17 protein-coding genes and 2 pseudogenes are annotated in these 23,742 nt (G+C 60.8%); 8 read left to right on the forward strand and 11 right to left on the reverse strand.

The window, feature by feature from the left end; translation table 11 throughout:
* Positions 1-4: 4 nt before the first annotated feature.
* From RBRH_RS13950 to RBRH_RS13975, 5 genes are all read right to left on the reverse strand, one after another.
* Positions 5-1,066: a lysylphosphatidylglycerol synthase domain-containing protein gene (locus RBRH_RS13950; RefSeq protein WP_013428741.1), complete on the reverse strand. Its 1,062-nt coding sequence runs from the start codon at positions 1,064-1,066 to the stop codon at positions 5-7.
* A complete protein-coding gene (hpnK, locus tag RBRH_RS13955; RefSeq protein WP_013428742.1) occupies positions 1,063-1,920 on the reverse strand; it encodes a hopanoid biosynthesis-associated protein HpnK in 858 nt (285 codons plus the stop codon). Before hpnK ends, RBRH_RS13950 begins: the two co-directional genes overlap by 4 nt.
* Positions 1,917-3,338 (reverse strand): hopanoid biosynthesis associated radical SAM protein HpnJ, encoded by a 1,422-nt coding sequence (gene hpnJ / locus RBRH_RS13960; protein ID WP_013428743.1) that lies wholly within the window; start codon positions 3,336-3,338, stop codon positions 1,917-1,919. The genes hpnK and hpnJ overlap by 4 nt, the downstream gene beginning before the upstream one ends.
* 88 nt (positions 3,339-3,426) lie before the next feature.
* Complete coding sequence (gene hpnI / locus RBRH_RS13965; protein WP_013428744.1) at positions 3,427-4,653, reverse strand: bacteriohopanetetrol glucosamine biosynthesis glycosyltransferase HpnI; 1,227 nt, start codon at positions 4,651-4,653, stop codon at positions 3,427-3,429.
* 768 nt (positions 4,654-5,421) lie between these two features.
* Positions 5,422-6,846, reverse strand: coding sequence for an F-box domain-containing protein (locus tag RBRH_RS13975; protein WP_157864548.1), 1,425 nt, complete (start codon positions 6,844-6,846; stop codon positions 5,422-5,424).
* Positions 6,847-8,090: 1,244 nt separating this feature from the next.
* Between RBRH_RS13975 and RBRH_RS13985 the strand changes: the two genes are divergently transcribed.
* From RBRH_RS13985 to RBRH_RS14015, 7 genes are all read left to right on the forward strand, one after another.
* On the forward strand, positions 8,091-9,494 hold the full coding sequence (locus tag RBRH_RS13985; RefSeq protein WP_041754814.1) for a TfuA-like protein: 1,404 nt from the start codon (positions 8,091-8,093) through the stop codon (positions 9,492-9,494).
* Positions 9,491-10,720 carry a YcaO-like family protein gene (locus RBRH_RS13990; protein WP_013428751.1) on the forward strand — a complete coding sequence of 410 codons (1,230 nt, stop codon included), beginning with the start codon at positions 9,491-9,493 and terminating at the stop codon, positions 10,718-10,720. Before RBRH_RS13985 ends, RBRH_RS13990 begins: the two co-directional genes overlap by 4 nt.
* Positions 10,721-10,795: 75 nt before the next feature.
* Positions 10,796-11,740: a phytanoyl-CoA dioxygenase family protein gene (locus RBRH_RS13995; RefSeq protein WP_157864549.1), complete on the forward strand. Its 945-nt coding sequence runs from the start codon at positions 10,796-10,798 to the stop codon at positions 11,738-11,740.
* The gene (locus tag RBRH_RS14000; RefSeq protein WP_041754815.1) at positions 11,733-12,671 is read left to right on the forward strand and encodes a ketopantoate reductase family protein; all 939 of its coding nucleotides are present in this window, start codon (positions 11,733-11,735) and stop codon (positions 12,669-12,671) included. Before RBRH_RS13995 ends, RBRH_RS14000 begins: the two co-directional genes overlap by 8 nt.
* A gap of 176 nt (positions 12,672-12,847) precedes the next feature.
* Positions 12,848-13,120, forward strand: a complete 273-nt coding sequence (locus RBRH_RS19790) for a MoaD/ThiS family protein (RefSeq protein WP_157864550.1) — start codon at positions 12,848-12,850, stop codon at positions 13,118-13,120.
* Between the two features lies 1 nt (position 13,121).
* A complete protein-coding gene (gene moeB, locus RBRH_RS14010; RefSeq protein WP_157864551.1) occupies positions 13,122-14,279 on the forward strand; it encodes a molybdopterin-synthase adenylyltransferase MoeB in 1,158 nt (385 codons plus the stop codon).
* A 3-nt stretch (positions 14,280-14,282) separates the two neighbouring features.
* Complete coding sequence (locus RBRH_RS14015; protein WP_013428756.1) at positions 14,283-14,933, forward strand: class I SAM-dependent methyltransferase; 651 nt, start codon at positions 14,283-14,285, stop codon at positions 14,931-14,933.
* A gap of 26 nt (positions 14,934-14,959) precedes the next feature.
* Here the strand turns inward: RBRH_RS14015 and RBRH_RS14020 are convergent, their stop codons facing one another.
* Both RBRH_RS14020 and RBRH_RS14025 read right to left on the reverse strand, forming a co-directional pair.
* Positions 14,960-16,111 (reverse strand): YcaO-like family protein, encoded by a 1,152-nt coding sequence (locus tag RBRH_RS14020; protein ID WP_157864552.1) that lies wholly within the window; start codon positions 16,109-16,111, stop codon positions 14,960-14,962.
* A gap of 100 nt (positions 16,112-16,211) precedes the next feature.
* A complete protein-coding gene (locus tag RBRH_RS14025) occupies positions 16,212-16,445 on the reverse strand; it encodes a Nif11-like leader peptide family RiPP precursor (RefSeq protein ID WP_013428758.1) in 234 nt (77 codons plus the stop codon).
* 199 nt (positions 16,446-16,644) lie between these two features.
* Here RBRH_RS14025 and RBRH_RS14030 point away from each other — a divergent pair, with 199 nt between their 5' ends.
* Positions 16,645-19,776, forward strand: coding sequence for a type 2 lanthipeptide synthetase LanM family protein (locus tag RBRH_RS14030; protein ID WP_157864553.1), 3,132 nt, complete (start codon positions 16,645-16,647; stop codon positions 19,774-19,776).
* A gap of 69 nt (positions 19,777-19,845) precedes the next feature.
* On the opposite strand, the pseudogene RBRH_RS21590 reads toward RBRH_RS14030, so the two are convergent.
* The 4 genes and pseudogenes from RBRH_RS21590 to RBRH_RS21165 all read right to left on the reverse strand — a co-directional run.
* Positions 19,846-20,013: pseudogene (locus RBRH_RS21590) on the reverse strand (gamma-mobile-trio protein GmtX); the annotation flags it as partial.
* A gap of 87 nt (positions 20,014-20,100) precedes the next feature.
* Positions 20,101-20,509: pseudogene (gene gmtX / locus RBRH_RS21005) on the reverse strand (gamma-mobile-trio protein GmtX); the annotation flags it as partial.
* Between the two features lie 1,552 nt (positions 20,510-22,061).
* Positions 22,062-23,123, reverse strand: coding sequence for a lipopolysaccharide heptosyltransferase I (waaC, locus tag RBRH_RS14060; protein ID WP_013428763.1), 1,062 nt, complete (start codon positions 23,121-23,123; stop codon positions 22,062-22,064).
* 272 nt (positions 23,124-23,395) lie between these two features.
* A complete protein-coding gene (locus RBRH_RS21165) occupies positions 23,396-23,734 on the reverse strand; it encodes a GNAT family N-acetyltransferase (RefSeq protein ID WP_013428764.1) in 339 nt (112 codons plus the stop codon).
* Positions 23,735-23,742: the final 8 nt, after the last annotated feature.

The following is a 23,742-nucleotide window of genomic DNA, read 5'->3' on the forward strand; positions in this document are numbered from 1 at the left end:
CGCGTCAGCGACGCCCCAACGGCACGGAAGCCGCGGCAGTACGGCGCGCCCGCAGTCGCAGGCGTCGCTGCACCCGCCAACGACGGCGCCATGGCTCGCCAATAGCCCGGTGTGCACGCCAGAACTCCGCAAGCTGCCATGACGCGAGCGCCAGGCCGCTGAACACGACCTCGCGCATGCGCTTGGTCACCGCCAGCGACATCGCGGTCGCCGCATCGACCCCCAACATCTGCGCCAGCACGAGCACCGCCGCCTCTTGCACACCGAGACCGGCCGGCACGATGAACGCCGCGTGGCGTACCGCCTGAGTCAGCGCCTCGATGGCCAGCGCCGCGCCGATCGATACAGGATGGCCAAGCAGTGCCAATGCCCAATACGTTTCCAGCGCGCCGATTATGTAGCCGGCCAGTTGCCAAGCGAACGCTGACGCCAACGTCGCCGCACGCGTGAGCATCGCGTTGATGCAGCGATCCAATGCAGCGCCATCGACGCCGGCCAGCAACCGGTGACCGGCCCCGAACAATCGTTTCGCGAAACGGTCGAGCTTGTCGAATAAGCCACCGCGTCGCAACAACACCGCGCACACGAACGGTATCGGCAACGACAACACAAGGCCGACGACAATCGGGGTCAACGAACCGCGGTGCGAAGCCTGCAGGAAGATCAGCACGATGCCCAGCGCCGAAAACACGTACTGGACCGCGATCGTGGTCAGCACCTCGACCACCACCGACGCGGCCACCAAGCTCGAATCGTTGACGCGCCACGCAGCCAGCCGGATACCGACCAGTTCACCGCCAATGCCCGCGGACGGCAGCATTCGAGACACGGCTTCACGTACGGTCGCCGCCCAGGTCAGGAACGGCAGCGACGCGCGCCGCTCCAACAGGATTCGCCATGCTTGCGCATCGAATGCAAGCGGCACGACGTGAAACGGCACCAGCCATAACAACGCAAATCCCGCCTGCGATAGCGGCTGCTTCACGTCATGCACACCCTCGTGCCACAGCAGCGCGACGAAGATCGCGATGCCCAAGGGCCAGCTCAGTGCGCGCAGCAGCTTCATGCGAGCGCCTCGCGATTCGCGCGGGGCCGGGCCGGCAGCACATCGCGAAAACCGCCGCGCCGCACGTTCGCCGCTGCCAGCGCCGCGGCAACACGCGGCGACAACAGTGCATCGAGTTCGTCCGCATGGCGGTAATCGCGCATCGACGACGTGATGGCCCCCTCGCCCGGCACGGCCGGATGCAGATAGATCTCGCCGACCCCGGGCGGCAGATGCGCGACAGCCGCGAGCAGCGCGGCCTCGTCCATCTGGCCACTGCGGGCCATGCCCACGACGTAGTCGTTGTGCGCAATCCCGGCACGCCGCAGCCGCGACTTGACCAGCGCAATCCACGGCCGCAGCAGCAACGGCGCGTCAACCTCTCGCGGCAGTCGCATCGCGTGCATGCCGTAGTCGCGACCGATTTCAACGATCAGCGACAAGACGGTCGGGTGCAGGTGGAAATGCTTGTGCGTATTGACGTGGTCTAGCGTCAAGCCGGTTGCAGCGAACGCATCGAACTGCGCGCGGATCTCGCGGGCCAGCTGCCGGCGCACAGGCGGCAGGAAAAAAAACCGAGCCCCATCACGAGCCATCGCATCGCCAAACCGGCCGCGTGCATCGACCAGGGACGCGATACGCTCACGCGGCAGCATCGCATTGCCGTCGGCCAGCACCAGATGCAAGCCGACACGCAGCGACGGCATCCGGCGCGCGCGCTCGAGCGCATCGCGCGCGGCTGGCGCGGCCACCATCAAGCTCGCCGCACTCAGAATGCCATCGCGATGCGCGCGCTCAACCGCCTCGTTCACGCGCGGATGCAGCCCGAAATCGTCGGCGGTGACGATCAATGCGCGAGCCGGCGACTGGGTCACGCCTCGTGGGCTCGCAGGAAGCGGAAGAACTCGACCCCTTCGCGCAGCCGGCGCTTCATCATTTCCCAGCTCGTCAGCATCTCCCGCACGATCTCCCAGATCTTTGACGGCCGGAAATAGAACCGCTTATAGAACTCCTCGAGGCCGTGATAGATGTCCTCGCGCGACAAGTGCGGGTAGCCGATCGCCGCCAACTGCACGCCCTCGTGGCTGACCAGGTTGATGACCTTGTTTTCCTCTAGCCAACCGTTCTCAACGGCCTGCTTATACAGCGTCGTCCCAGGATACGGCGCGGCCAGCGACACCTGGATCGTATGCGGATTGATTTCCTTCGCATACGCAATGGTTTTTTGAATCGTCTCGCGCGTTTCCCCGGGCAGGCCAAGGATGAACGTGCCGTGAATCTTGATGCCGAGCTTGCGGCAGTCTTCACTGAAACGGCGCGCGATATCCGTGCGCAATCCCTTCTTGATGTTCAGCAAGATCTGATCGTCGCCAGACTCGTAGCCGACTAGCAACAGCCGCAGGCCGTTCTCCTTCATGATCTTCAGCGTCGAATACGGCACGTTCGCCTTCGCATTGCACGACCATGTGACACCGAGCTTGCCGAGCCCGCGCGCGATTGCCTCCACGCGCGGCTTGAAGTCGGTGAACGTGTCGTCATCGAACATGATCTCCTTGACTTCAGGCATGTTGTCGCGGATCCACTTCACTTCTTCTAACACGTTCTCGACCGAGCGTACCCGATAGCGATGCCCGCCGACCGTTTGCGGCCACAGGCAAAACGTGCAGCGCGAGCGGCAGCCACGGCCGGTATAGATCGACACGTATGGATGCTTCAGATAGCCAATGAAATAGTTGTCGATCTTTAGGTCCCGCTTGTAGACGGGCGCCACGAACGGCAACGCGTCCATGTTCTCGATCATCGGCCGCGGCGGATTGTGCTCGATCGAGCCATCGGCCAGCCGATACGACAGGCCAGTGACTTCCTTCAATGGCCGGCCCTCGGCCACTTCCTTGCACGTATAGTCGAACTCCTCGCGGCCGACCCAGTCGATCGCCGCACTCGCGCCGAGCGAGCCATGCGGATCGACCGCCACTTTCGCGCCAACCATGCCGATCATCACCGACGGCTTGCGCTCCTTGAGCTTTTGCGCAAACAGCGCGTCGGTCGGGAACGACGGCGTGCTCGTGTGGATCACGACCAGATCGTAGCCTTGCGCGATATCAAGCGTCGCCTCGACCGATAGGCCGTCAGCCGGCGCGTCGAGCACGCGGCTGCCCGGCACCATCGCGGCGGGCTGCGCGAGCCATGTCGGGTACCAGAATGAACGTATTTCGCGCTTGGCCTGATATCGTGATCCGGCGCCGCCGTCAAAACCGTCAAACGACGGAGCCTGCAAGAAAAGGGTCTTCATTTAGTCGAATGCTCCGCAATGTGCGATGAACGCCGCACCCCGTTCCCCAAAAAAGCCGTGACCTCGATCGCGGCCGGGGCGCATGCCGCTACAGCGACTCACGGTTGCGCGACGGCAATGGCGTGCCGACCAGCGGCACGCGCGAGCCGCGCCAGTCTACGTGCGAGCCGACCGCAGCGCTCAGCCATTGGCCCAACAGCAATATATCCCGCAATGGCACCAGCGGCAAATCGCGCAGGAAGGGGCGCACGGCGCGCGCGTCGTGGTCCCGAGCCAACTCACCAGTGATGTCGATGCCACGCCAATGCAGCGCCAGTCGCGCGAGCAAGCCGATGCCAGCCAGCGCCGCGGCCACACCGCCCAACAGCGTCTGGGACGCAGGCTGGACCAGTGCGAGTGCCGCAGCCGCGATCAGCCATGGCGACGTGAACGTGACAAACAGGCAGCCGAAACCGAACGGATTGATCGAGCGGATCGTGCGCAACCAACGCGTTTCACGCCGCCACAGCGCACCGAAATGCGACTCCGCGACGTCGGTGGACACCGTGATGTCGGACAGCACTGTCGCGAGCCCGGTTTCGCGCGCGTGCTCGGCCAGCCAGTAATCGTCTGCGAGGCAGTTCTTCAACCGCTGGAAACCGCCAATTGTATCAAGGGTCTGACGCCGCAACGCCAGCGTCGAGCCGAAACCAAAGCGGGTCGATCCGCCGGCATGCGCGACCCGCACCGACGGCGCAAACCAGTCGTTGACGAACATCGCGCCGAGCCGCGTCCACCACGGACCGACGCCGTGCGCCCGGTATAGGCACGTGACCACGCCCACAGCCGGATCGGTCAGCGGCGCACACACCGAGGCCAGGTAATGCGGCTGCACCGCGATATCGCTGTCGGCAAGAACAATCGTATCGTAGCGGGCACGTGCAGCCAGGTTAATCAGATTGCTGACCTTCAGATTGCTGCCATGCACATGCGGATCGACAACCAGTCGGATGTCGCATGTCGGATAAGCCGCTTGCAGCCGCTCGACGACCGCGATCGCCGGATCGTTCGGGGAGTGGACGCCGCAAAGCAATTCGAAGCACGGATGATCCTGCTCGCAGAATGTCGCGAGATTCTCAAACAGCCGCGGCTCTAGCCCACATAGTGGCTTGAGCACGCTGACCGGTGCAAGCGGCGCGCCTGGCGCGTTCAGCCGTGCCGGATGCGAGGGGCGACGCCTGCGCAGCGACGCCGCCGCGGCGACCACGGCGTACAACACCGCCATGGCGGCGACGGTCACGATTAACCAGGACGCAAGATTTGCGGTTGCTGCCATCACACAATATGACGCATGCTACCTTGGCAACATGCGTCGTTTTCGTTTGTTGTGGCCAGTTCAAGCCGGGCCGGGGCAACGCTAAAGTAATAAACCGAAAGTAATATGAAAGGCTATTTTCTTCCACAGCTCCCCGGTTGCACGCCCACGCACGTCCATTGGCGCGCCGGACTCAAAATCGAACCACAGATGATAACGACTCGATGTAATGGCAGCAACTGCATCTTGACGAAAAGTCCCAACCGCGCACAAAACTACGCGAAGGACTCTCGTCATCCTGGTAGGCATGGTTTGGCGTGGTATCGAGCACCGCCAGCACCACCGCATCGCGCACCTTAAGGTGCGCAGCCAGGCACGCCTCGATCTCGCCCGGCTCAATGCGAAAGCCGCGGGTTTTGACCTGGCGTCAGGTCGCTGGCCAGCAGAGAGGGGAAACAAGGGGTCATCTTGCAGTGGCGAGAGCGCATAGATATCCTGGATCGGCCCTTCGCATCATCGCGGTGGGCGTCTTGACATTCGCCGATCATGTTGACCTGCGCGGCTCATGCGGCGCGGGCGGCGGCCAGTGACTCGGCCAGCTCACCGTTCGTGCCCGGCGCCATCGCAGGCATCGTGCACGGCGACCGAGTCGATCCGAGCGGCGATTGCCAGTCGCGTGTACTCCGCTGCGACGCCGGCGCGGCGATGTTTGGGTATTGTGCCGCGAGCGACGCCGTGTCGAGATTACGCGCCTTCAATCGCTGCTATGCGTCGTCGCCGCGGGCTAGGTTATAGTGTTTGATACATATGGAACCAACAATAGTTCCGTGAGTTCAGCATCTCATCGCGGGTGACCTGATCGAATCGGTTTCGCTTGAAGAAGGCCTTCATTTCAGTTTTTGCGCTCTCCCATTGCTGATTATTGAGTGTCAGTCCAATCCGTAAGTGGATATCGTAGAACGTTTCCGCTATGTCGGGGCCATTGCTGCCGTCAAGCAGGCGCATCGCGCGCTGCCATACCTGTTTTAGCAGTGCGTCGTCCAACTGAGAGGTTGCTTCAAGCAGCCCGAGCGCCGCTAATTCGCGCTGCGCAAGCGGCACGCGCTCAAGGGCGGGTTCGAGCAATGAAATCTCATGCGCATGTTGCTCTGGCGGTACCGCCCGCACTAAAGCGCCCGGCAGGTAGCGTAATGCGCTGCCTAGTTGATGGTCCGGAAGTGACAACGTCAAATGCCGCAGATGAGCGACGTGCACGGGCCTGTGTGCCTCTGGCAGCATCGATACTCGATCGGCTAGTGCACCGATTGGGGCGCCCCGATATGACGCTGGCAGGCGTTGCATCCATTGGAACAGTGTTTCGTACCATTCAATAATCGTCGCGCTCGCAATATCGTAACGATAAGCATGATATTGAGCGGAGGGAAAAGATAATGAGAAGGCGCCTAGCACGTCGGCTAATGCCGTTATCAATTCGGCCTGCCCAGACGCGTCCAACGCAGGAAGCCGGCTTAGAAGAGCCCGATATTCGCTTTCAATCTGCGGTGCATCAAGCCACAAGTTTGACGGCGGTGTATAGCCGTAGATGGGTAGCATCGATGCGATGGCGCCCCAGGTGCTGGCTTGCTCAGGAGCGCGCCGTTCGGCGTCTGCATACACAAACCTATACAGATTGCGTTGGTACTGGATCGGAATCCCTGGTAAGGTCCCGATCATGTATTTTTGTACCTGCAAGCCTTGCTTTGGCACACGGCCCGCAGCTTGGAAGATCGCGATGAATATCTCGGGCTTTACTTTGTACTGCCTTCTTGCCCGTTGCCACAGCGCCTGAAGCAATTCAGCGCGCACGGAGTCGGCGCCAATCCGCTCAATTTCAGTCAACACCTGTTGTACTGACGTGCGATCCAGCGCACCGGCATGGGAAATGCGTTTGCGGCAAAGCCAGCTCAGTCGCTTTTCTTGCAGCGCGTGATAAGTCTGGCTGTTCACAGTGGATAGGTTGCCGATGTCGTCGAACGGCATGTGGTCGGCCACTTGTTGGAGAATTTTGGCTGGCAGGTCGTGGTATGTCGCGGGTCGGCTGGCTGACGTGTTAGCCAAAGCACTGCTTGGCGGCTTCAATGACGGCGGCGCTGACGCGGCGGGTTGCGGGCACGCTTCCAACGCGCAGATATAGGCCTGATGATTGTTTAACGCAGCATTTAGATCGAAGTCCATTCGCAAGTTCAGCAAGAGGTTAAACACACGCAGCACAAAGCGATGCTGCGCCGTAAGATAGCTGAAAGCGGGCGGATGAACGTAATTGTGAGCCGCAATCCCTAAATTTTTGGCGGATAACCCGTTGTCGGCTAGAGCCGCCGGATCGCCACAATCTGCTGATTTCGCTCGCCGAGTCGTTGAACAAAGCGCTCGATGTGCCGCTTGTTGTCGTGGGTGAGCAACGCCGTGCCCCGGCCCAATAACTAACAGCCTACGCGGCGAGGGCAAGGCACCGCTCGCGGCACATACGTGCGTCGCTGCTGCGTGGGCGCACAGGCTTGTCGCCAAGGTTGGAGGGCTTGACGCACGATGCCGCAACTGCCTTCGAATCCCTGAGCTGCGATCACCGAATATTAGCTCGCCGCATTTGATAACCTTCACGCCAGCGCTGGGCAAGATAGGCTCGATAGGGATCCAGCTTGCTGGTCGCTAGCGGGCGCTACGCCCGTTCGGGAAACTCGCCGGCATGAATCCAGTGCCGGACCGTGTGCCGGTCCGCTTGCCGACGCCTGTACTGCTGTTGTTTCGCTCGTGACGTTGTTGCCACGTGTAGCGTGTTCGATTCGATCGCCAGCGATGCGAGAGAAGCGTCCTCGTGATCGAGCGAGCGAGCAGCCTCACGGATGTGCTGTTGGCAGCGGCCCAGCGCGCACAAAACAAATGATGCAGGCCTCGGCCTGGCGCAGGATCCCAATGATTTGCTCTTCGGTAAAACGTTCCTTCATCTAGCTCCATGTACAAAAATATTAAGAAGATTAACTATCCGGCTGGTTACAAGATTCCGATCAGGTCAGTTCAGCTGATGTATAACCTTCCACTGTCGCCCCATTCGGACATTCGTAGGTTTTCATAACGCCACATTCGTAGATGCTACTAACGCGAGGGCGACCTTAGCGCAGCGCTGACGTTCTTCAAACAACTTCGGGAGCGCGCGCAACCTTACGCCGGCGGCTTTCTGACGCGTGCATTCTGCGGCTGAGTAGCGTCCGCAGGAAGCGACTATGCGGGGCGCTCGGCGATATGTTTTAAACTCCCTGCACCTTGCATTCAGTTTTAAGCTATGTCAGGATGTTCGTCATCCAACGATTCATCGCAGATGTGAAATCGTAGTTTGGTAGTCTGCCGCATTAGCGAGTAAAAAACCTTGCTGATCTGCCTTGGAAACCTCGCGCCCGCGTAGGTCACAAATTGGGAGCATTCCTTTGAGTACGCACCAAATTGCGGTTTTCCTGGGGCCCTCCTGCCCCCTTGACGAAGCCAGAACCCACCTGGCCGACGCCGATTACTTTCCTCCTGCCGCGCGCGGCTCCTTTTACGACATTATCAATGACGGTTATCAAATCATTGTCCTAATTGATGGGTTCTTTTACGGAAAACTATCAGTGTGGCATAAGGAGATTCTCTACGCCCTCGACTCCGGCATCGTCGTCATTGGGGCATCAAGCATGGGCGCGCTAAGAGCGGCCGAGCTTCAAGGCACCGGAATCATTGGAGCGGGCACGATCTTCGGCTGGTATCGCGACGGACTGATTGATGGCGACGACGAAGTCGCCCTGCTACACGAAAGCACTCAGGACAACTACACTGGGTTGACGATCCCGCTCGTTAATCTGCGCTGGCAACTCATGCGTGCCGTGGAGGATGGCCTGATTGACTCGCGCAGCGAAGCATTGATCATCGATCGTGCCAAGCAGATGTGCTTTACGGAAAGAACCCTCGAAGGAATACTCGAGCCGTTGCGGGACGTGATCGATATCGGGGCCGTCAAAACCACGCTTTCTAACGGAACCGACCTCAAGAAAAGCGACGCCATTCTCGCGCTCAAGCTGGCCGCTGAGCACAGGTCATCAGCGGGCGCCCCGTCTTCGCTCAGGCTGCGTGAATATGAATATGCCCACATGAACCTCGGGATCGAGTATTACACGAGCGAGCGGCTGACATCGATTAAGGCAAAAGGCAGTGCCGGCGCGATACCCCTCGCCGAATATTTGGGCAGGACAGAGGCGGATCAGATCGGCTACCGTGACCTGATCAGGGCGCGTGTCTGCCAGCGGCTGATCGTGGGGTGGGCCAGGGAACTGCATCTCGACGTCGGGAACGAGGACGATATCGGCCTCGGCGCGTCGCCTTGGAACGTACAGGTGCTCGATCTTGAGCACCGGCGCGCGACCGGCCTGACACTGATCGATATTGCTCGGGAAAGCCGTGATGCCGAGTTCAGTCGCCGCATCCAGCAGCGTTTCTGCCGCACCGCCGGTGCCAGTCAGGTCATTGCTGACATCGACAAGCGGTTGGCGGCGCAGGTCCAGGATGCGCCTATCCCATGGCGCCGCATGGTGGATCTCACCGGGGACCTTGTCTACACGATGTGTTGCCTAGGCCTCGAAAAGGGCATCGGCCCCGCGCCGCAGGAAGTGCAGCCGTGCGGCGCGCGATGGGAGGACGACGCCATTCTGACCGATGCCGAGCGCATCATGGCGTATGCCGAATGGATCTATCAGGTCGGTCCGCGCCTGTTTGGCTATGTCCTCGACCCTGCGCGCGAAGTACTGTTGGCCCATCAATATTTGAATTGCCTGGATCGGCTCGACAGGAGAGCACCATGACTTTGAGTCCCGCCACATCGCACGAATATGCGCAGGGAACGCAGCGCGTTTGCGCGCCCGAAGAAACACTGCGCAGGATCCAGCCCGTTCTCGCCCGCTGCGGCATCACGCGCGTGCTGGACGTCACCCAACTCGACCGCATCGGCATCCCAACCTATAACGCAATCCGGCCCAACGGCATCATCCTGAGTATTTCTAACGGCAAGGGATGGTCCAGCGCCGCGGCGGCTGTTTCGGCAATCATGGAATCGATTGAGGTTGAGCATTCTGAGTACCCAGACACCTCGAGCTGGCGCCTGGCCACGAGCGCGACGGCCCTGCGCACGGAAGGTCTTGACCCGGTCGATCCGACCACGCTGATCCGTGACTGCTTGTGGCCCAAAGATGAATATGGCGGACTTTACTATACGCCAGAACTCGTGCTGGACTGGGTCGAGGCGGATGAACTGATCAGCGGGAATAAGGTGATGATTCCGGCAAGCACAATCTACGCCGTCCCGCCGTTCCTACAATATTTCACCAGCAACGGCCTGGCCAGCGGCAATACCTATGCGGAGGCGGTCCTTCATGCCATTTGTGAGATCGTCGAACGTGACGCGATTGCCAAGCTCATGGGCAGAACCAAGGATTCCCCGCCGTCGCGCCTGCGCCCGATCCGCCTGGACAGCTTGCCGGGGCATCTCGTCAAGCTAGCCGAACTGATCACCTCGGGCGGAATCGAGCTGTTCCTGTTGAGCATGCCGAGCGCGATCGACATTTACACATTCTGGACGATCTTTTACTGTCCCGGCGAGCCGGCATTCATCTTGAGCACGTCCGGCGGCTATGGCACCCACCCCGATCCAGTGATCGCCGCATCCAGGGCGCTTACTGAGGCGGCTCAGGCACGCTTGGCCCATATTCATGGCGCGCGCGAGGACCTGGGAATCGATCATGTCAACCGACAATTGCCCGCGTCGGAGCTGGAGCAACGATCGGCCCTGCAGGTACGAAGCTTCGACAAGTTCCGAACCATGCCGGCCTGGAGCTGGGACGAGATGTTGCAGGTCTATCCCCACCGTTGCAAGGGCCGGAACATCCAGGGCAGTCTCGATCAGGTGTTGGAGATGCTGGCTGGAGCGGGCAGCGACAAGGTCTATGTTCATGACCTGACCAAGCCCGATCTCGACCTTGCCGTGACCCGCGTCTTCATTCCCGGCATGAAGATCTGCGCAAGCATGCTGTGAAACCGGGCGCCGGCCCGACGAAGCTGTGTAAGCGGGCCGGCTTGGCAGCCCGTTCGATCACCGAGGAGAATGTGGATGCCGCCCGTCGCCGAGCGCCCCAGCGAAACGCCGTTTGGAGAATTGTTGCGGTTAGCCGAACTGCATCCGGCCTGGAGCTTGCTGCAGGTGATTGAATTGCTCGATCGCGAGCGCTGGGATATCGAAACACTTACGCCCGCGCAGCGCGCACTCTACGGGCGGATCAATGCACGCGCCGCGCTGGCCCGGTTGCACGGGTCGGTCGACGACTTCCAGTCCGGCCACGCTCTCGACGCGCCGGCCCGATCGCCGCAGTGGCTGGCGACCGGCCGTCACCTGTGCGTCAGCGGCCTGCTCGATGCGCAGACGCGCGCGCGACTGGTCGCGCAATGTGACGCGACACTGAGCGTGCCGGGGACGCCACCGATCAGGCTGTTCAGCCACCCGGATTGCATGGACCAGGCCGAGCTTCGGTCGATCGCGAGCGCGGTGCTGGCGGCGCTGCCTGATCCACTGCCGCCAGGGACCCGCCCGACCATTCTCAAACGGCGGACCATCCTTCGCCGCACGTTCCCGCCGAGCAGACTGCCATCGCAGCCTGGCAATGCCAACAACCAGTTCTGGCACCAGGACAGCAACGCCCAGTTCAATGACTCCCCCATGCTGACGCTGTGGATTCCGCTGCAGGACCACGCTGGCGTGACCAGGCCAGGCCTGCAGATCAGCGATGCTCCGGTCGCCAATTTTTCGATCTTCCACGGCGACTCATCGCATGACATCGGTCCCATGCTGGCACAGATGTTTCCCGCATCGCAGATTGTCTCTCCGCAGGTGGCGGCCGGCGAGTGTCTTGTCTTCAACGGCCTGACCTTCCACCGGACCCTCGCCACCCCGGCGATGGCGGAGCATCGCGATGCCCTGTTGATCCGCGTGCTCGACCAGCGAACCGCGCATCGATTTCCGGTCGCCGATCATGACCAGGATCTGCTGCCCCTTGCATGAACTTACCGTCCATGTGGTGGGCACCGGCGCGGTCGGCCTGGCCTATGGCTACCTGCTGACGGAGCGTGGGCATCGCGTCTTCCATTCCAGCCTGCGCGGCCGGGTAACTTCGGCATTGCCGCTCAGCCTGCAAACCGGCACGGGCACGACGCATGGATGCTACACGCCCCGGTATTGGCACGACACACCGCAGGCATCGATACCGCATGTGCAGATCTTCGCCGTGCACGGCGCTCAGCTCGCGCCCGCGTTGCAGCTTTGCGGTGGCGCACTGGCGCCACAGGCATGTCACCTCGTGTTCTGTAGTAACCCGGACGCTGTCAACGCCGCGTGGCGACGGGTGGCGGCCGACAGCTACACACTCGTCTATCCATTGCTGTCGGCGGAGCATTGCGGTGACCAGGGGCTGCGCATTATCACAAATGGCGAAGTAGAAATCACTCTGCCACAGGGCAAGCCCATTGGCGAGCGGATAGCGCTGAAAGCGCTGCTGGAGCGCATGGGATTGACGGTATCGGGCGACGTGCCGCTGTCCCGCTTCCGAGCCCGTTACCTCCAGACCGCCGCAATCTATATTGCCCTGCTCGCCGTCAGCGTCGGAGCCATCGACCACGCCCAAGTCGATGGCGCGCTGCTGTCCGCCATCCACGACGAGCTCGCGGCGATGGTCGAACGGCGCGACGGGGCACGCGTTGCCGACGTTCCCGGCCAGGCCCGCCATTTCGCTTCACTGGCTGCACTGATTGCCGCAGGAGAGCGCGACGGTGCGATGCTGGGCGCCACCCTCGAATACCTAGTCCGTGACGGACGCCGCAAGCTGACCGCGCATCTGGCTGCCATTACACCGGCATGGGACGACCATCTCGCGGCGCGGCCGGCGACGGCGAGCCAGCGCCTGATTTCCGCCGTCCTCGCCCTGTGCCGACTATGAAAGCGAACGCGGACCATCAACCAATGGACGTGCCATCTAATTATCGGCCTGCCGATCGCCGCTTCCAATGATCACTCTGATATGATCGTTGATGTTGCCGAACAGTCGTGATTTCCTGGGACCGCCAACGTCATGCGTGGCGGGCTGTCATGTTGTCAAAACTGGAGGAGCCGAGATTGAATACCGTTACTGTCATTGTGCCTCCATCGATGCGCAAGTTCCTGGGCGGTCGCACACGTGTGCCTGTACAGGCCGAAACGGTACGAGGAGCGCTTGACGCACTGGCTGGCGGATCAGACACGCTGCGCGGTCATTTATTCGATCAGACCAACGCCATCAATCGTTTCGTGCGGGTGTTTGTCAACGGCCGGCAGATCCATTCGAGCGCCGAGGAACCGGTGAGCGATGGAGCCGAGGTGACGATCCTGGTTGCGCTGGCGGGAGGCTGACATGACGCTACAACAACAACGCCTGGCGCAACTGAAGGCCGAGATTACCGAGATCGATCCGCGTGAAGCGGCGCAACGCCTGGCTGCCGGTGCGATCCTGCTCGATATTCGCGATACCGACGAATGGGCGCAAGGCACGCCGGTCGCCGCCGTCCGTGTGGGCCGTTCCTTTCTCGAGCAGCAGATCGAAGGGGTGGTTGCCGATCCCGACACAGCGCTAATGATCTTATGCGGCAGTGGCGTGCGCTCGCTGTTCGTGGCCGATGCCCTGAAAAGGCTCGGCTACCGGTCGGTGGCCTCGGTCGCGGGCGGGTTCCAGGCATGGACTGAGTGTGACCTACCGGTCGAACGCCCAAAAATCCTCAGCGCCACCGAGCGGGAACGCTATGCACGTCACCTGCGCATACCCGAAGTCGGGGAAGCCGGCCAGGCCAAGCTGCTGGCGCGACGGGTAGCGCTGGTCGGCGCCGGGGGGCTGGGTTCACCAATTGCCTATTATCTTGCCGCAGCGGGCGTAGGCACGCTCGGACTGATCGATGACGATCGCATCGAACGCAGCAACCTGCAGCGGCAAATCCTCCATACCGATGCGCGCGTCGGCCAATCGAAGGCTCGCTCGGCAGCTGAAACGCTGACGGGCTTTAATCCAAATGTGGCGCTGGTCCTGCATGAGGTACGGCTGGACAGCGCGAACGCCGAGGCCATACTGGCCGATTATGATCTTGTCATCGATGGTAGCGACAACATCGCCACGCGCTATGTCGTCAACGATGCCTGCGTGAAGCACGGTATCCCCATGATTTACGGGGCGATCTTTCGCTTTGAAGGCCAGGTATCGGCATTCCATCCGGCCGGGCCAAACGGTGGGCCGTGCTATCGCTGCCTGTTCCCCGAGCCGCCACCACGCGACTTGACTCCCTCGTGCGCCGAAGCCGGCGTGCTTGGCGTGTTACCGGGCGTGATCGGCACCCTCATGGCCACGGAGGCCCTGAAGATCCTGCTGGGCATCGGCGAGCCGCTCGTAGGACGCCTGCTCACCTACGATGCACTGAGTGAGCGCTTCGACGAACTGCGGCTGGAGGCCAGCCCGGACTGCCGGTGGTGCGCGCCGCACCGCCGCGATCGCCCGACACTGAACATCCCGGCATTGACGGAGTGACGCATGCGGACCCCAATCCCCCCGTTGCCGGACGCGGGGCCTACGGCCGCGTCCTCGCCGCTCAGCGTGAAGCAAGCGTTCCGTTTCGCGCCAACCGATCAGGGTCACATCGACCAGCTGCTCGTCTGGGCCGAGTTGCCTATCGGGGCAAACGTGCTCGACCTGGGCGCCGGCAACGGCTGCGTCGCGGCACGGATGCGAGCGCGGCGGCCCGACTTGTCATTCTGTCTGGTCGATCAAGATCGCCGCGCGCTTGATGCCGCGGGATCTACGTGGCACACGCATTGCGCTGATATTTGCAACATACCCGAGCCCAACGGCAGCTTCGACGCCTTGCTCTGCTGCTATGCAATGGGCTATGTGCCGACAGCGGATTTTTTCCGCGAAGCGGCAAGGGTGGCGCGGCGCGGCGCGGTGGTGTTCATCGTCGACATGGTGCCGCTTGATGGCACGCTCGACTCACTGTCGCTGTTCGGCTATGCGATTCGTGGCCGGACCAACGTTGAGTCGCATGCGGCATCGGCAGGTCTAAAGCTGGATTTCTATTTGGAACCGACAGACGATCGTAGTTGGGGAGAAGCCCAGTTCCCTGGTTATTTTCATATCTTGTTCGGTGAGGTGCGGCCGGCCATCTGGCGCTTCACACTGCCCTAGCGCAATCGCCCCCGCTGGACAGGGGCTCAGGAGAACAACGATTCAAATTCCGGAATCACGCATTTGACGACCGCGAAGGGGCGGTGTGGCGGCGAAAGCGTCCATGACAGAACATGCGAGATGCCCGCCTCGCGCGCGAGAGAGAGGACCTGTTCCAACGCCACCGGAGCGGCAGCCAGCGTGCCCTCGTCGGCTTCGCCCAAGGACGCTGGCGCGCTGCGGCAGGCGCGCAGGTGCGCATGCAGAATCTGCTCGCCCACTGGCGAGCCCGACTTCAAGCCCATGAGTTGCTCGCTGGAGAGCAACATTCCCCCCTTCATCCGCGCTGGCGGGATGTTGCCCAGCTGGCAGGCAGCACGCGTAGCCCAGCCCTGCACGGCTTCGGCAAGCGCACGCGCCACCGCAATCGACAGGCTGTGATGTGCACCCCAGCCGAAGTGCACGTCCGACCGTCCAGCCTTCGCAGCTGTCAGGGGCGACAATGCGCACTGGATGACCGTGACCCCCAGTGTCCATCCGAGCAGAAAGAATTCGCTGCGCCAGCCAGCCTGTTCAATCTCGTCCAAGGCTTTGCGCAACGTCAACGGAATATCCTCCAGGGCGATGGACAATACTTGCCCTAGCGCCCGCAGGCTTGATGCCGCCACATGACGTTCGAGCAGCTCGTAAATGGCGTGCAGACGCGCTTCGGCCAATGAATTGCCGCTTGCCAGACCGTCAGTCGACAGGTGGAGCCTTTCACCACCCCATTGCTGGGGCAAAAAATTTTCGTCGACATAGCCATACACTTGCATCGACGTCAACAAGTCCACGCCGCCAATTACAGGACGATGTCTCTCTTTATCATCAAGCATGCCAGCGCGTTGAGCGGCTTTTCTCGCCGCAGTATAGACAAGAGATACCGGGGCCAGGTCGCCCGTGCTCAGAACCGGCACCTGCGGCGCCTGTTCGATAGTAGATACTTCGATCGCCTCCATATAGCCGGAAGCGAGCGCGGCGTCGAAGCCGAAACCCTTGCCCAGGTTGAGATAACCCGATCTCGGATTGCCCCTAAATACTTCAATGGAGCGAATGGACGCAATGCCGGCCGGTGTATGTTCGGCATAGCCATGGATATCGTACTCGGCGAGAATGGGACCAATTGACGACAGGGTGTCGGTTGCGGTGATCAGGCGCATCGACGTCACTAGATTGGTTGGCATGGCAGCGCCATCCTTATGCTTCAGCTAAACGGCGCCGCTCAGGCACATCGGTCCAATCCCAAGCCGCGCCGGCTGCTTACTTGATGAGGGCCGCGGCCATCGGGGTACCGACAGAGACGGATTCGAGTTCTTCATCCGTCAGGTCGGTATCGCTGTTGACCAGAGCCTTGGCCAAGTCCGCCTCCGACAAGCTAATGCCTTCGGCTTGGGCGACCGAGATGATTTCACTCGAATTGGCACAGTTCTTGATTTTCTTAACGAATTCCGGATCAGACTCCAACTTGGTGCGAAACTGCTGAATTGAACTCATAATAGTTTCCTTCCAATAACTCGTTGTAAAATGACCAATACTACGCTGATATTTATAGTTGATATTGGCATAACAGGCAAGATAATGTTGTGGTCGCCTTCAATAATTTGAGCTCGCGAACAACATCGATGTCAGCGGCTCATAGCGCGCATAAAAATGCACCCAATCGCGCCGCCTGCCGCCCATGGAAAACGCAAACATGAGTTTCCGCTCACCACCCCTCCCACTGTCTCCACCATGGCAAACGGCGCTGGCTGGCGAGGCTCCGTTCCCCAATACCGACGACGATGCGTGCCGCGAGATACTGGCGCAACTCTGTGAGGCGATCAAGGCGTCAAGCTCCAGCGCCTGGCACCTGGAAGACGTGGCACTGTCGGCTTCGGGTCAGCAGCTTCCCTTCGTCGACCTGTGGCGACCGGCCGTGAACGCAGCGCTGGCATGGTTGCACCTTCGCGTCGATGCATCACTCGGCGCGCCGCCTGCGGCCCCGGCAGATCGGGATTTGGCCGACACATTGCTGGCACGACTCTGCCTGCTGAGCCAGTACGCGGTTTGGGAACTATTCAAGGCCGATTGCGGCGTGGGTATGGCGGTTTGCGCTTGTTTTGGCGTCGATGATGATCGGTCCGGGCCGCCGTCGCGCGAACGCTACCGGAGCTTCATCCAGCAGCATCGCAGCGACGGTCTAGCGAGGCTGTTGGGCGATTTCCCCGTGCTTGGGCGCCTGCTGGCGCAGACCGTCATGTTTTGGCTGGACAGCAGCGCAGAAATCCTGCTGCGGGTGCACGACGACCGCCAGGTCTTGCTGGCCGAATTCGGCATACCCGTGCATGCCCGCCTGGTCCGGATCGGCCAGGATAGCGGTGATCGCCACCGCCACGGGCGCACAGTGGCAATGCTCGGCTTTTCGGATAACAGGCAAGAGTGGAAAGTCGTGTACAAGCCGCGAGACATGGCAATCGATTTTGCATTTCAGCGCCTGCTCGGCGACCGTGACGTTATCGCTCATTTGCCTGCGCTGGCATCGCTGAAAGTGCTGCCAAGGGCTGGCTACGGGTATATGGAGGTCGCCATGCACCACCCGTGCGCCGATGAACAGGCGCTCTCGCTGTTCTACCTGCACGCCGGCCGGTTGTGCGCCATCCTGTATGTGCTCGGTTGCACCGATGGCCATCATGAAAACCTGATCGCGAGCTCAACCAACCTGTTCCTGATCGACGCCGAAACACTGTTCGAGCCCGTGGTACGGGCGGACCTGCGGGCCGTATCACGACCGGACTCGGTGCTGCTCGGTTCTGCCTTGCAAGCACGTTTCGAGGAATCGGTCGCGCGCACCGAACTGTTTCCCGTTTGGTTATTGGTGAGCACGCAACGGCAAGCGATCGATACCAGCGCGTTTGGCGTTGCCTCATCGGCGCTCGAGTGTCGTCCAGTCAGCGGTTGGCGGAACATCAACTGTGACGCCATGACGTTCGGCACGGTCGACGTCCTCGATCAGCAGCCTGCCAGTTTACCGGTGGGGCGAGGACAAGCTAATCCCTTTGCATGCCACCTTGCGACTTTCAGCGAAGGCTTCCGGCTGCAAGGCAGCGTCATCATCAGGCAACGCGACGCCTGGCTGAAGACCGGCGGTATCCTGGACCGTTTCGCAGGCCTCACCGGGCGCGTCGTGTTACGGGCAACGCGTATCTATTCCGCAATCGGGCAGCAACAACTACAGGCCGGCGCCCTTCGCTCCGCGCATGCGCAGCGGCTCACGCTCGAGCCGCTGGCGCGACTGTTTTCGACCTCGGCTTCGCCCCTGGAGAACTGGTCGGCGCTTGCAGCTGAGCGATCTCAGATGGCGCAGCTCGACATTCCATATTTCACCCACCGCCTCGACCAGAATTGCCTACTGCTGGGGACCGGCGAACGCGCCATCGAGGGCTATTTCGAAGCGAACGGACTGGACGATTGTCGGCGCCGCCTGCAGTCATTGGACCTTGATGTTATCGAATTCCAACTGTTGGTGATCGATGGACTGGTCGCCGCAAAAACGCTCAGGGCCCATGCCGGCCCGGTCGGAGAAAGGGCGTCGCCAACGCCGCAAGCGCGGCCTTTGTCCCCGGATGAACGCCTGCACATGGTCCGGTCCGTCGCTGCTGACCTGGTTGGCCGCATCTTCGACGATCGCCCCGAGTGGCTGGGTTTCGACATGGCGCGGGACGGCCGGCGGTTTCATTTCCGCCCGCTGGGGTTGTCGCCATATAGCGGTACGCTGGGCATTGCTGCTTTCTTTGCCTGCCTTGCCGGTTCACCGCTCGCACAGTCGTCGCGATTCGGCCTCGATGTGTGGGTCAAGCGCATGATCCAACCGCTCGAGGTGCTGGCGGGGCAACCCGGCGCAGCATTGTCTCGATGGTGGCGTGACCAGCCGCTCGGTCTTGCAGGATGTGGCGGTCAGTTACTCGCGCTGATGGCCATATGTGCGACCAACATCGCACCGTCGGCAGCGAGTGCAGGGCGGGAGCTGGCGTCCAGGCTGCTGGAGGGCTTAGACGAAAGATGGCTTACCAACGCGGCGCTCGACTTGATCGAAGGCGCCACCGGCTTAGTCGGCCCACTGCTGATGCTTGATTCGGATAACGCGCTACGCATCGCAATGACCATCGGCGATCGCTTGGTACATGATGCGTGCGCCTGGTACCCGATGACGGATGCGCAGCGGGGCCTCGCTCCACATTCGCCGGGATTTGTCGCAGGGGCGTCAGGCATGATAGCCGCGCTGACGCGGTTACATCATCACACCGGCGTCAACCGGTATCGCGACTGCGCCCAACGGTTGCTTACGCATGACCGAAGCACACTGGGCATCGGCAACGACGGATGGGAGAGCAGATTCTCGCTTGCCCTGGGGGGTAACGACGCCTTGCATCACAGCTGGTGCCATGGACTAGCCGGCGTGGCTCTCGGACGACTCAGCATGTTCGAAACCGAGTTGTGGGAGGCAACGGCGGAGCGCGAGCTCGACGCAATCCTCGCTTCGCTGTGCGCTGCAGCGTCGCCAGCTGATCACGTATGTTGCGGCCAGTTCGGCGCCATCGCCGTGCTACGGATTGCCCAAGATATGTTGAGAAAAAGGGCATGTGAATCTCACGCTGAGCAGCTAGAAGCCGCGGCGGTGATGGGCATGATCCGAGATCGAAACCATTTGGCTGTGCGTTCACACGGGCCAGGAAAGCATCATCTGGGACTCATGAACGGCCTCAGTGGCATTGGGCTAGTGTTAACCGACAACCGCGTTAGCCGGGCGATGTTAAAGACGCTGCTTGGAGGCGGTCTTTTAGGTTAGGAATTGTGCGTTAGAAATACTCACGTCATGCAAACAGATAGGTCAGCAACTGAACCAAGCGCAGTCGTCGCGCAGCCGACTGTAGTAGGTATTGACGTTTTGTACGTGCGGAGCCAGACGGGGGAATAGGTGTTCGTGCAATTGCTGGGCTGTCACTGGACCTTTGCTGGGCACGAAGTCCAGCGTTTGTCTAGCACGGTCGCGTGCGACGAGGATGTACACCTGTTCGTTCAAAATCCGGCCGGATGCGGTCCTTTGTGAATAGATTGTGGTAACGAAGCCGGCACCGAAGACGACCTGGCCGCGATTGGTAAGGACCCGGCCATTACTGTCAATCAACCAGCCCCAGTGTTCCAACGTCTTCTCCGAAATCGCCGCAGCGAAAGACTTCTTCTCTTGAGGGGTTAAAGCAGCGTCTGGTTGCGCAGGGGCAGTGGCGAGCGCCTCCGGGCCGCTGAGGACCAGGACTGAATTTTTCGAGGCAAGATGTCGTGCCGCAAGCAACTGCGCTCTGGTGGACTCTAGATCGGCTATTAGCAGGTTGATGCGAGCGCGGAGGACCGGATCCGAGACGCCCTCAAGGAGTTCGTCAACCGCAGAGGATTTCGGGGGCCGCACCTTTTTTCTTCCGTCCGCCAGCATGATCGGCGTATGCGGCAATCAATGCGCGGTACCGTTCGCCGGTCTTGTTTCGGATGGCCGGCGCGCTCGGGCCGCCCCGGGCGTTTGCCAATTTTCCGATGGTGGCTACCGAATAGTCCGCGCTGCGGCGCTCTTCCTGTTCCTGGCAGACTTAAAAGATGATTCGCAGGGATGCGGCCGTTCTCGGATGCGCGTCCTTGCATAGTTCACCGAGCAATTGAGTGGGGTCAGTCTTTTTCATACATTAGGCCTTTCTCCGCATATCGAGCAGTCGAACCGAGCTGGAGAATGCCCTCTGCAGCAGTCGGTCCACATCTTTGGTTATGCCTAGATCATCGAGGAGAAGTTTCCCTTCGACGAGAGCCTGGGTGTCGTTACGACCGAGTCTAGCCATCAGCAATTCGACGAATTGGTTCCCGACGGAGAGAGCCTCCGATTCTGTCAGAGAGGCGAAGATCGTTGGTTTTCCGCTCCGCGAGAGCATTGCGTCAAGCACCCGCCCTCGCCGGAGGTTGGCGAGCACAACACTCTCATTCGGATAGACCGTCGCGCGCTGGCACACAGCGTCGTAAAACTCTATTCGCTGCACTCTGAAAGAGCAGCCTGCAGATCTTCGACTCCGCCAGCAAGTACGAGCTTCACTTGCTGCTTACCCTCGGTTGGCGCAGTCAGCGTTGCCCTACACCTTTCGACAAGCCAATAGATAGCATGCCAGATATGGGCAATCCCGTCGCCTTCATCCAGTACCCGGTCGCGACGCTCGTATGCGCGCGTAAGGCTGCCTGTATTATCGCTTGGCACCTCCGCATTGAACCGAGCCACGAGGCCGCCCAAGAATGCTGGTCCAGTGATGAAGAATCGACACCGCACGCAGTTTTTTGCCCCGCCCAGTCCCGGGGAATAGTATGGTTTCGAAGCTGCGGAATGCTGCACCGGCCCGCCTTGATGGCACTTGCTACCACTGACGGGGCAAATTCCGAGATCTCCGATAATCCACGATTCGGGAGCGCTCGCGTCCAGCGCCGAAACCCCGCATACTCGACCATCGCCATCAGCGCGGAGGGGGCCACGCCGTCGCTCCCGATCAAGTAGAGCACATGGATTCGCTTGTCCGGGAGTCCCGCACGCAGGACTGTGGTGTAAGCAACGGTGTGGTAACGCGCAGTTTCGCGGCGAAAGCTTATGGTTCCGACAAGCTCGTCGTTTTCCTCTACTCAACGCAAGCCAACATGTTCAAAGTCGCCTCAGCCGACGCAGACGTCTCAACTTTTAAATCGAGCGACACAAGTCTGGCAAACCGGATTTCAGCCATGATCATTTTCCCTTAAAAGGCTTCTTATTTTCGGGTGGCAGGCTCCGCTACGCCTGCAAAACCAATTCTTTACCTTGCCAGGTAAAAATATTATATATGTTTAATATGCACTAGCATCACCCAAAAATGCAAGGCCAAAAAAATGGAGTATTGAAGCCCCGCTTCTTCTAATTTGCTGGCTTTTATTACGCTGCGTTCACTATCAAATAGCTTGGCATGCCCAAGGAGCAACTGAACGGTCTCGATCGAATGGTCCTGCGCCACCAGTAGTCTGCTCACCCGTGACAGGTCCGTTGCCCGGCGTATCGACGAGGGCCGCGCGTCGGCACGGTCAAGCTGCCTCATGCCGGAACGGGATTATCACCGGACACGACTTCACGGCCACGATCGATTCGACGCGGGAACCAGTGGAAATGGTGCTAACCACTCCGCGCGGGTACACCGAGTCGATTGCAGCCAGTACATCGCGCACGGCTGGCGGGCTCCCTTCGTCCCCGACTGATGTGGCGCGACCCGGTATGTCGATGCCGAAATGCGAACGCGAAGTCGCGGTGAAGATCATCACGGTCGGCTTGTCAAGTGCATAGGCAAGATGCACGAATCCGGTATCCATGCCGACCACGAGTTCCGATGCTTCGATGAACTGCGCACACTCTGTCACCGTGAGCTTGGGCAATACCTGAGCCTGCGGCACACCCGCGGCGATCCGGCATGCTTCGTCGTGCTCCCGTTCCGAGCCCCATGGCAGTAGGACCTGCAGGCCTCGCGCAGCCAAGGCCCGGGCCACGTCGATCCAATGCCCAACCGGCCACTTTTTTACATCAGTTGAGGTCGCGTGGAACAACATGGCGCGCCGCCCCGAATCGCCGATCGCCGACAGCGGCAACGCTGGCGGCAGCTTCAGGCCGAAATGCGGGCGCCCCTCGACCGAATAGCCGAGTGCATCGCCGACACTGCGGCGCATGGCATACCACGCGTTCAACGAATGCCGCCGGTCAAACCGGTCGGTATACGCGAATGCTGCGCCTGCCTCGCCAAGGTTCTCGCGGCAGTAGCCATAACGCCGTCGCGACCGGGCGATGAATGCAATGATCGCGCTTTTGTAGACGCCGTGAATATCGAGCACCAGATCATAGCGCTCGCTGCGCAACATGCGGATCGACGCGATGATGGCGCGCAGGTCGTCCAGATTACGCGCTTTCTTGAAACGCCGCAGCGGCGCGCACAACACGCGGTCAACGCCCGGATTCCAGCGAACCACGTCGGCAAACGCCTCGTCCGCCGCCCAATCGATCCGGGCTTCAGGAAAGGCGCGCCGCAGGTCCCACACAACGGGCTGCGCCTGCACAATGTCGCCAAGCGACGTGACTTTGACCACGAGAATGCGTTTCATTGGTTATTGTGAACAAGGCCCTTGTTGTTGCTGGAAATAGACGCGGCAGGCTTGGCGCCGCCAGCCTCTATTGTGCCTGTGCACATTGCCATGAAACGCTGTTCTGCCCTGTCGGTGGCTATCCAGTAGTCACGTAAAGTAAAAGGTCGCCGTACAAATACGCGCTGGTAATGCGCCGTCACATGGCGTTTTGACGGCCGGCGCAAGCGCCAACCACGTTCGCATTTTACTGCGTGACTGGAAACGACGTCGGCGGACCCGTCGCGTGCTCACTATGCAGGATCGCGCTGCAGCCAGACACGCAGATCGTTACGCACCGCCATCCATTCAGACCCCGAAATCGAAAGCACTACCGTGTCGCGATAGCTGCCGTCAGCCGCGAGCGGGTGATTGCGCAAGTTGCCGTCCTGCCTCGTACCCAATTGTAGGATCGCCGACCGCGCCGCGGTGTTCACGTAACGAGTGCGGAATTCGACTGCAATCGCATCAAGCCGCTCGAACGCATGGGTGAGCAACAGCAGCTTCGCTTCCGTATTCACCGCGGTGCGCTGGTACTGCTTCACCGGGGCACGCAGATACCACGTCGCATACCACGTGCATACCATGTGCATACGACGTG

Origin of the sequence: Mycetohabitans rhizoxinica HKI 454, from assembly GCF_000198775.1 — a bacterium.
GTDB lineage: Bacteria > Pseudomonadota > Gammaproteobacteria > Burkholderiales > Burkholderiaceae > Mycetohabitans > Mycetohabitans rhizoxinica.

Bases quoted from the DNA above. Each gene is read 5' to 3' on its own strand.
- RBRH_RS13950 (WP_013428741.1), bottom strand. From the start codon at position 1,066: ATGAAGCTGCTGCGCGCACTGAGCTGGCCCTTGGGCATCGCGATCTTC.
- hpnJ (WP_013428743.1), bottom strand. From the start codon at position 3,338: ATGAAGACCCTTTTCTTGCAGGCTCCGTCGTTTGACGGTTTTGACGGC.
- hpnI (WP_013428744.1), bottom strand. From the start codon at position 4,653: ATGGCAGCAACCGCAAATCTTGCGTCCTGGTTAATCGTGACCGTCGCC.
- RBRH_RS13975 (WP_157864548.1), bottom strand. From the start codon at position 6,846: ATGGACTTCGATCTAAATGCTGCGTTAAACAATCATCAGGCCTATATC.
- RBRH_RS13990 (WP_013428751.1), top strand. From the start codon at position 9,491: ATGACTTTGAGTCCCGCCACATCGCACGAATATGCGCAGGGAACGCAG.
- RBRH_RS13995 (WP_157864549.1), top strand. From the start codon at position 10,796: ATGCCGCCCGTCGCCGAGCGCCCCAGCGAAACGCCGTTTGGAGAATTG.
- moeB (WP_157864551.1), top strand. From the start codon at position 13,122: ATGACGCTACAACAACAACGCCTGGCGCAACTGAAGGCCGAGATTACC.
- RBRH_RS14015 (WP_013428756.1), top strand. From the start codon at position 14,283: ATGCGGACCCCAATCCCCCCGTTGCCGGACGCGGGGCCTACGGCCGCG.
- RBRH_RS14020 (WP_157864552.1), bottom strand. From the start codon at position 16,111: ATGCGCCTGATCACCGCAACCGACACCCTGTCGTCAATTGGTCCCATT.
- RBRH_RS14025 (WP_013428758.1), bottom strand. From the start codon at position 16,445: ATGAGTTCAATTCAGCAGTTTCGCACCAAGTTGGAGTCTGATCCGGAA.
- RBRH_RS14030 (WP_157864553.1), top strand. From the start codon at position 16,645: ATGAGTTTCCGCTCACCACCCCTCCCACTGTCTCCACCATGGCAAACG.
- waaC (WP_013428763.1), bottom strand. From the start codon at position 23,123: ATGAAACGCATTCTCGTGGTCAAAGTCACGTCGCTTGGCGACATTGTG.
- RBRH_RS21165 (WP_013428764.1), bottom strand. From the start codon at position 23,734: ATGCACATGGTATGCACGTGGTATGCGACGTGGTATCTGCGTGCCCCG.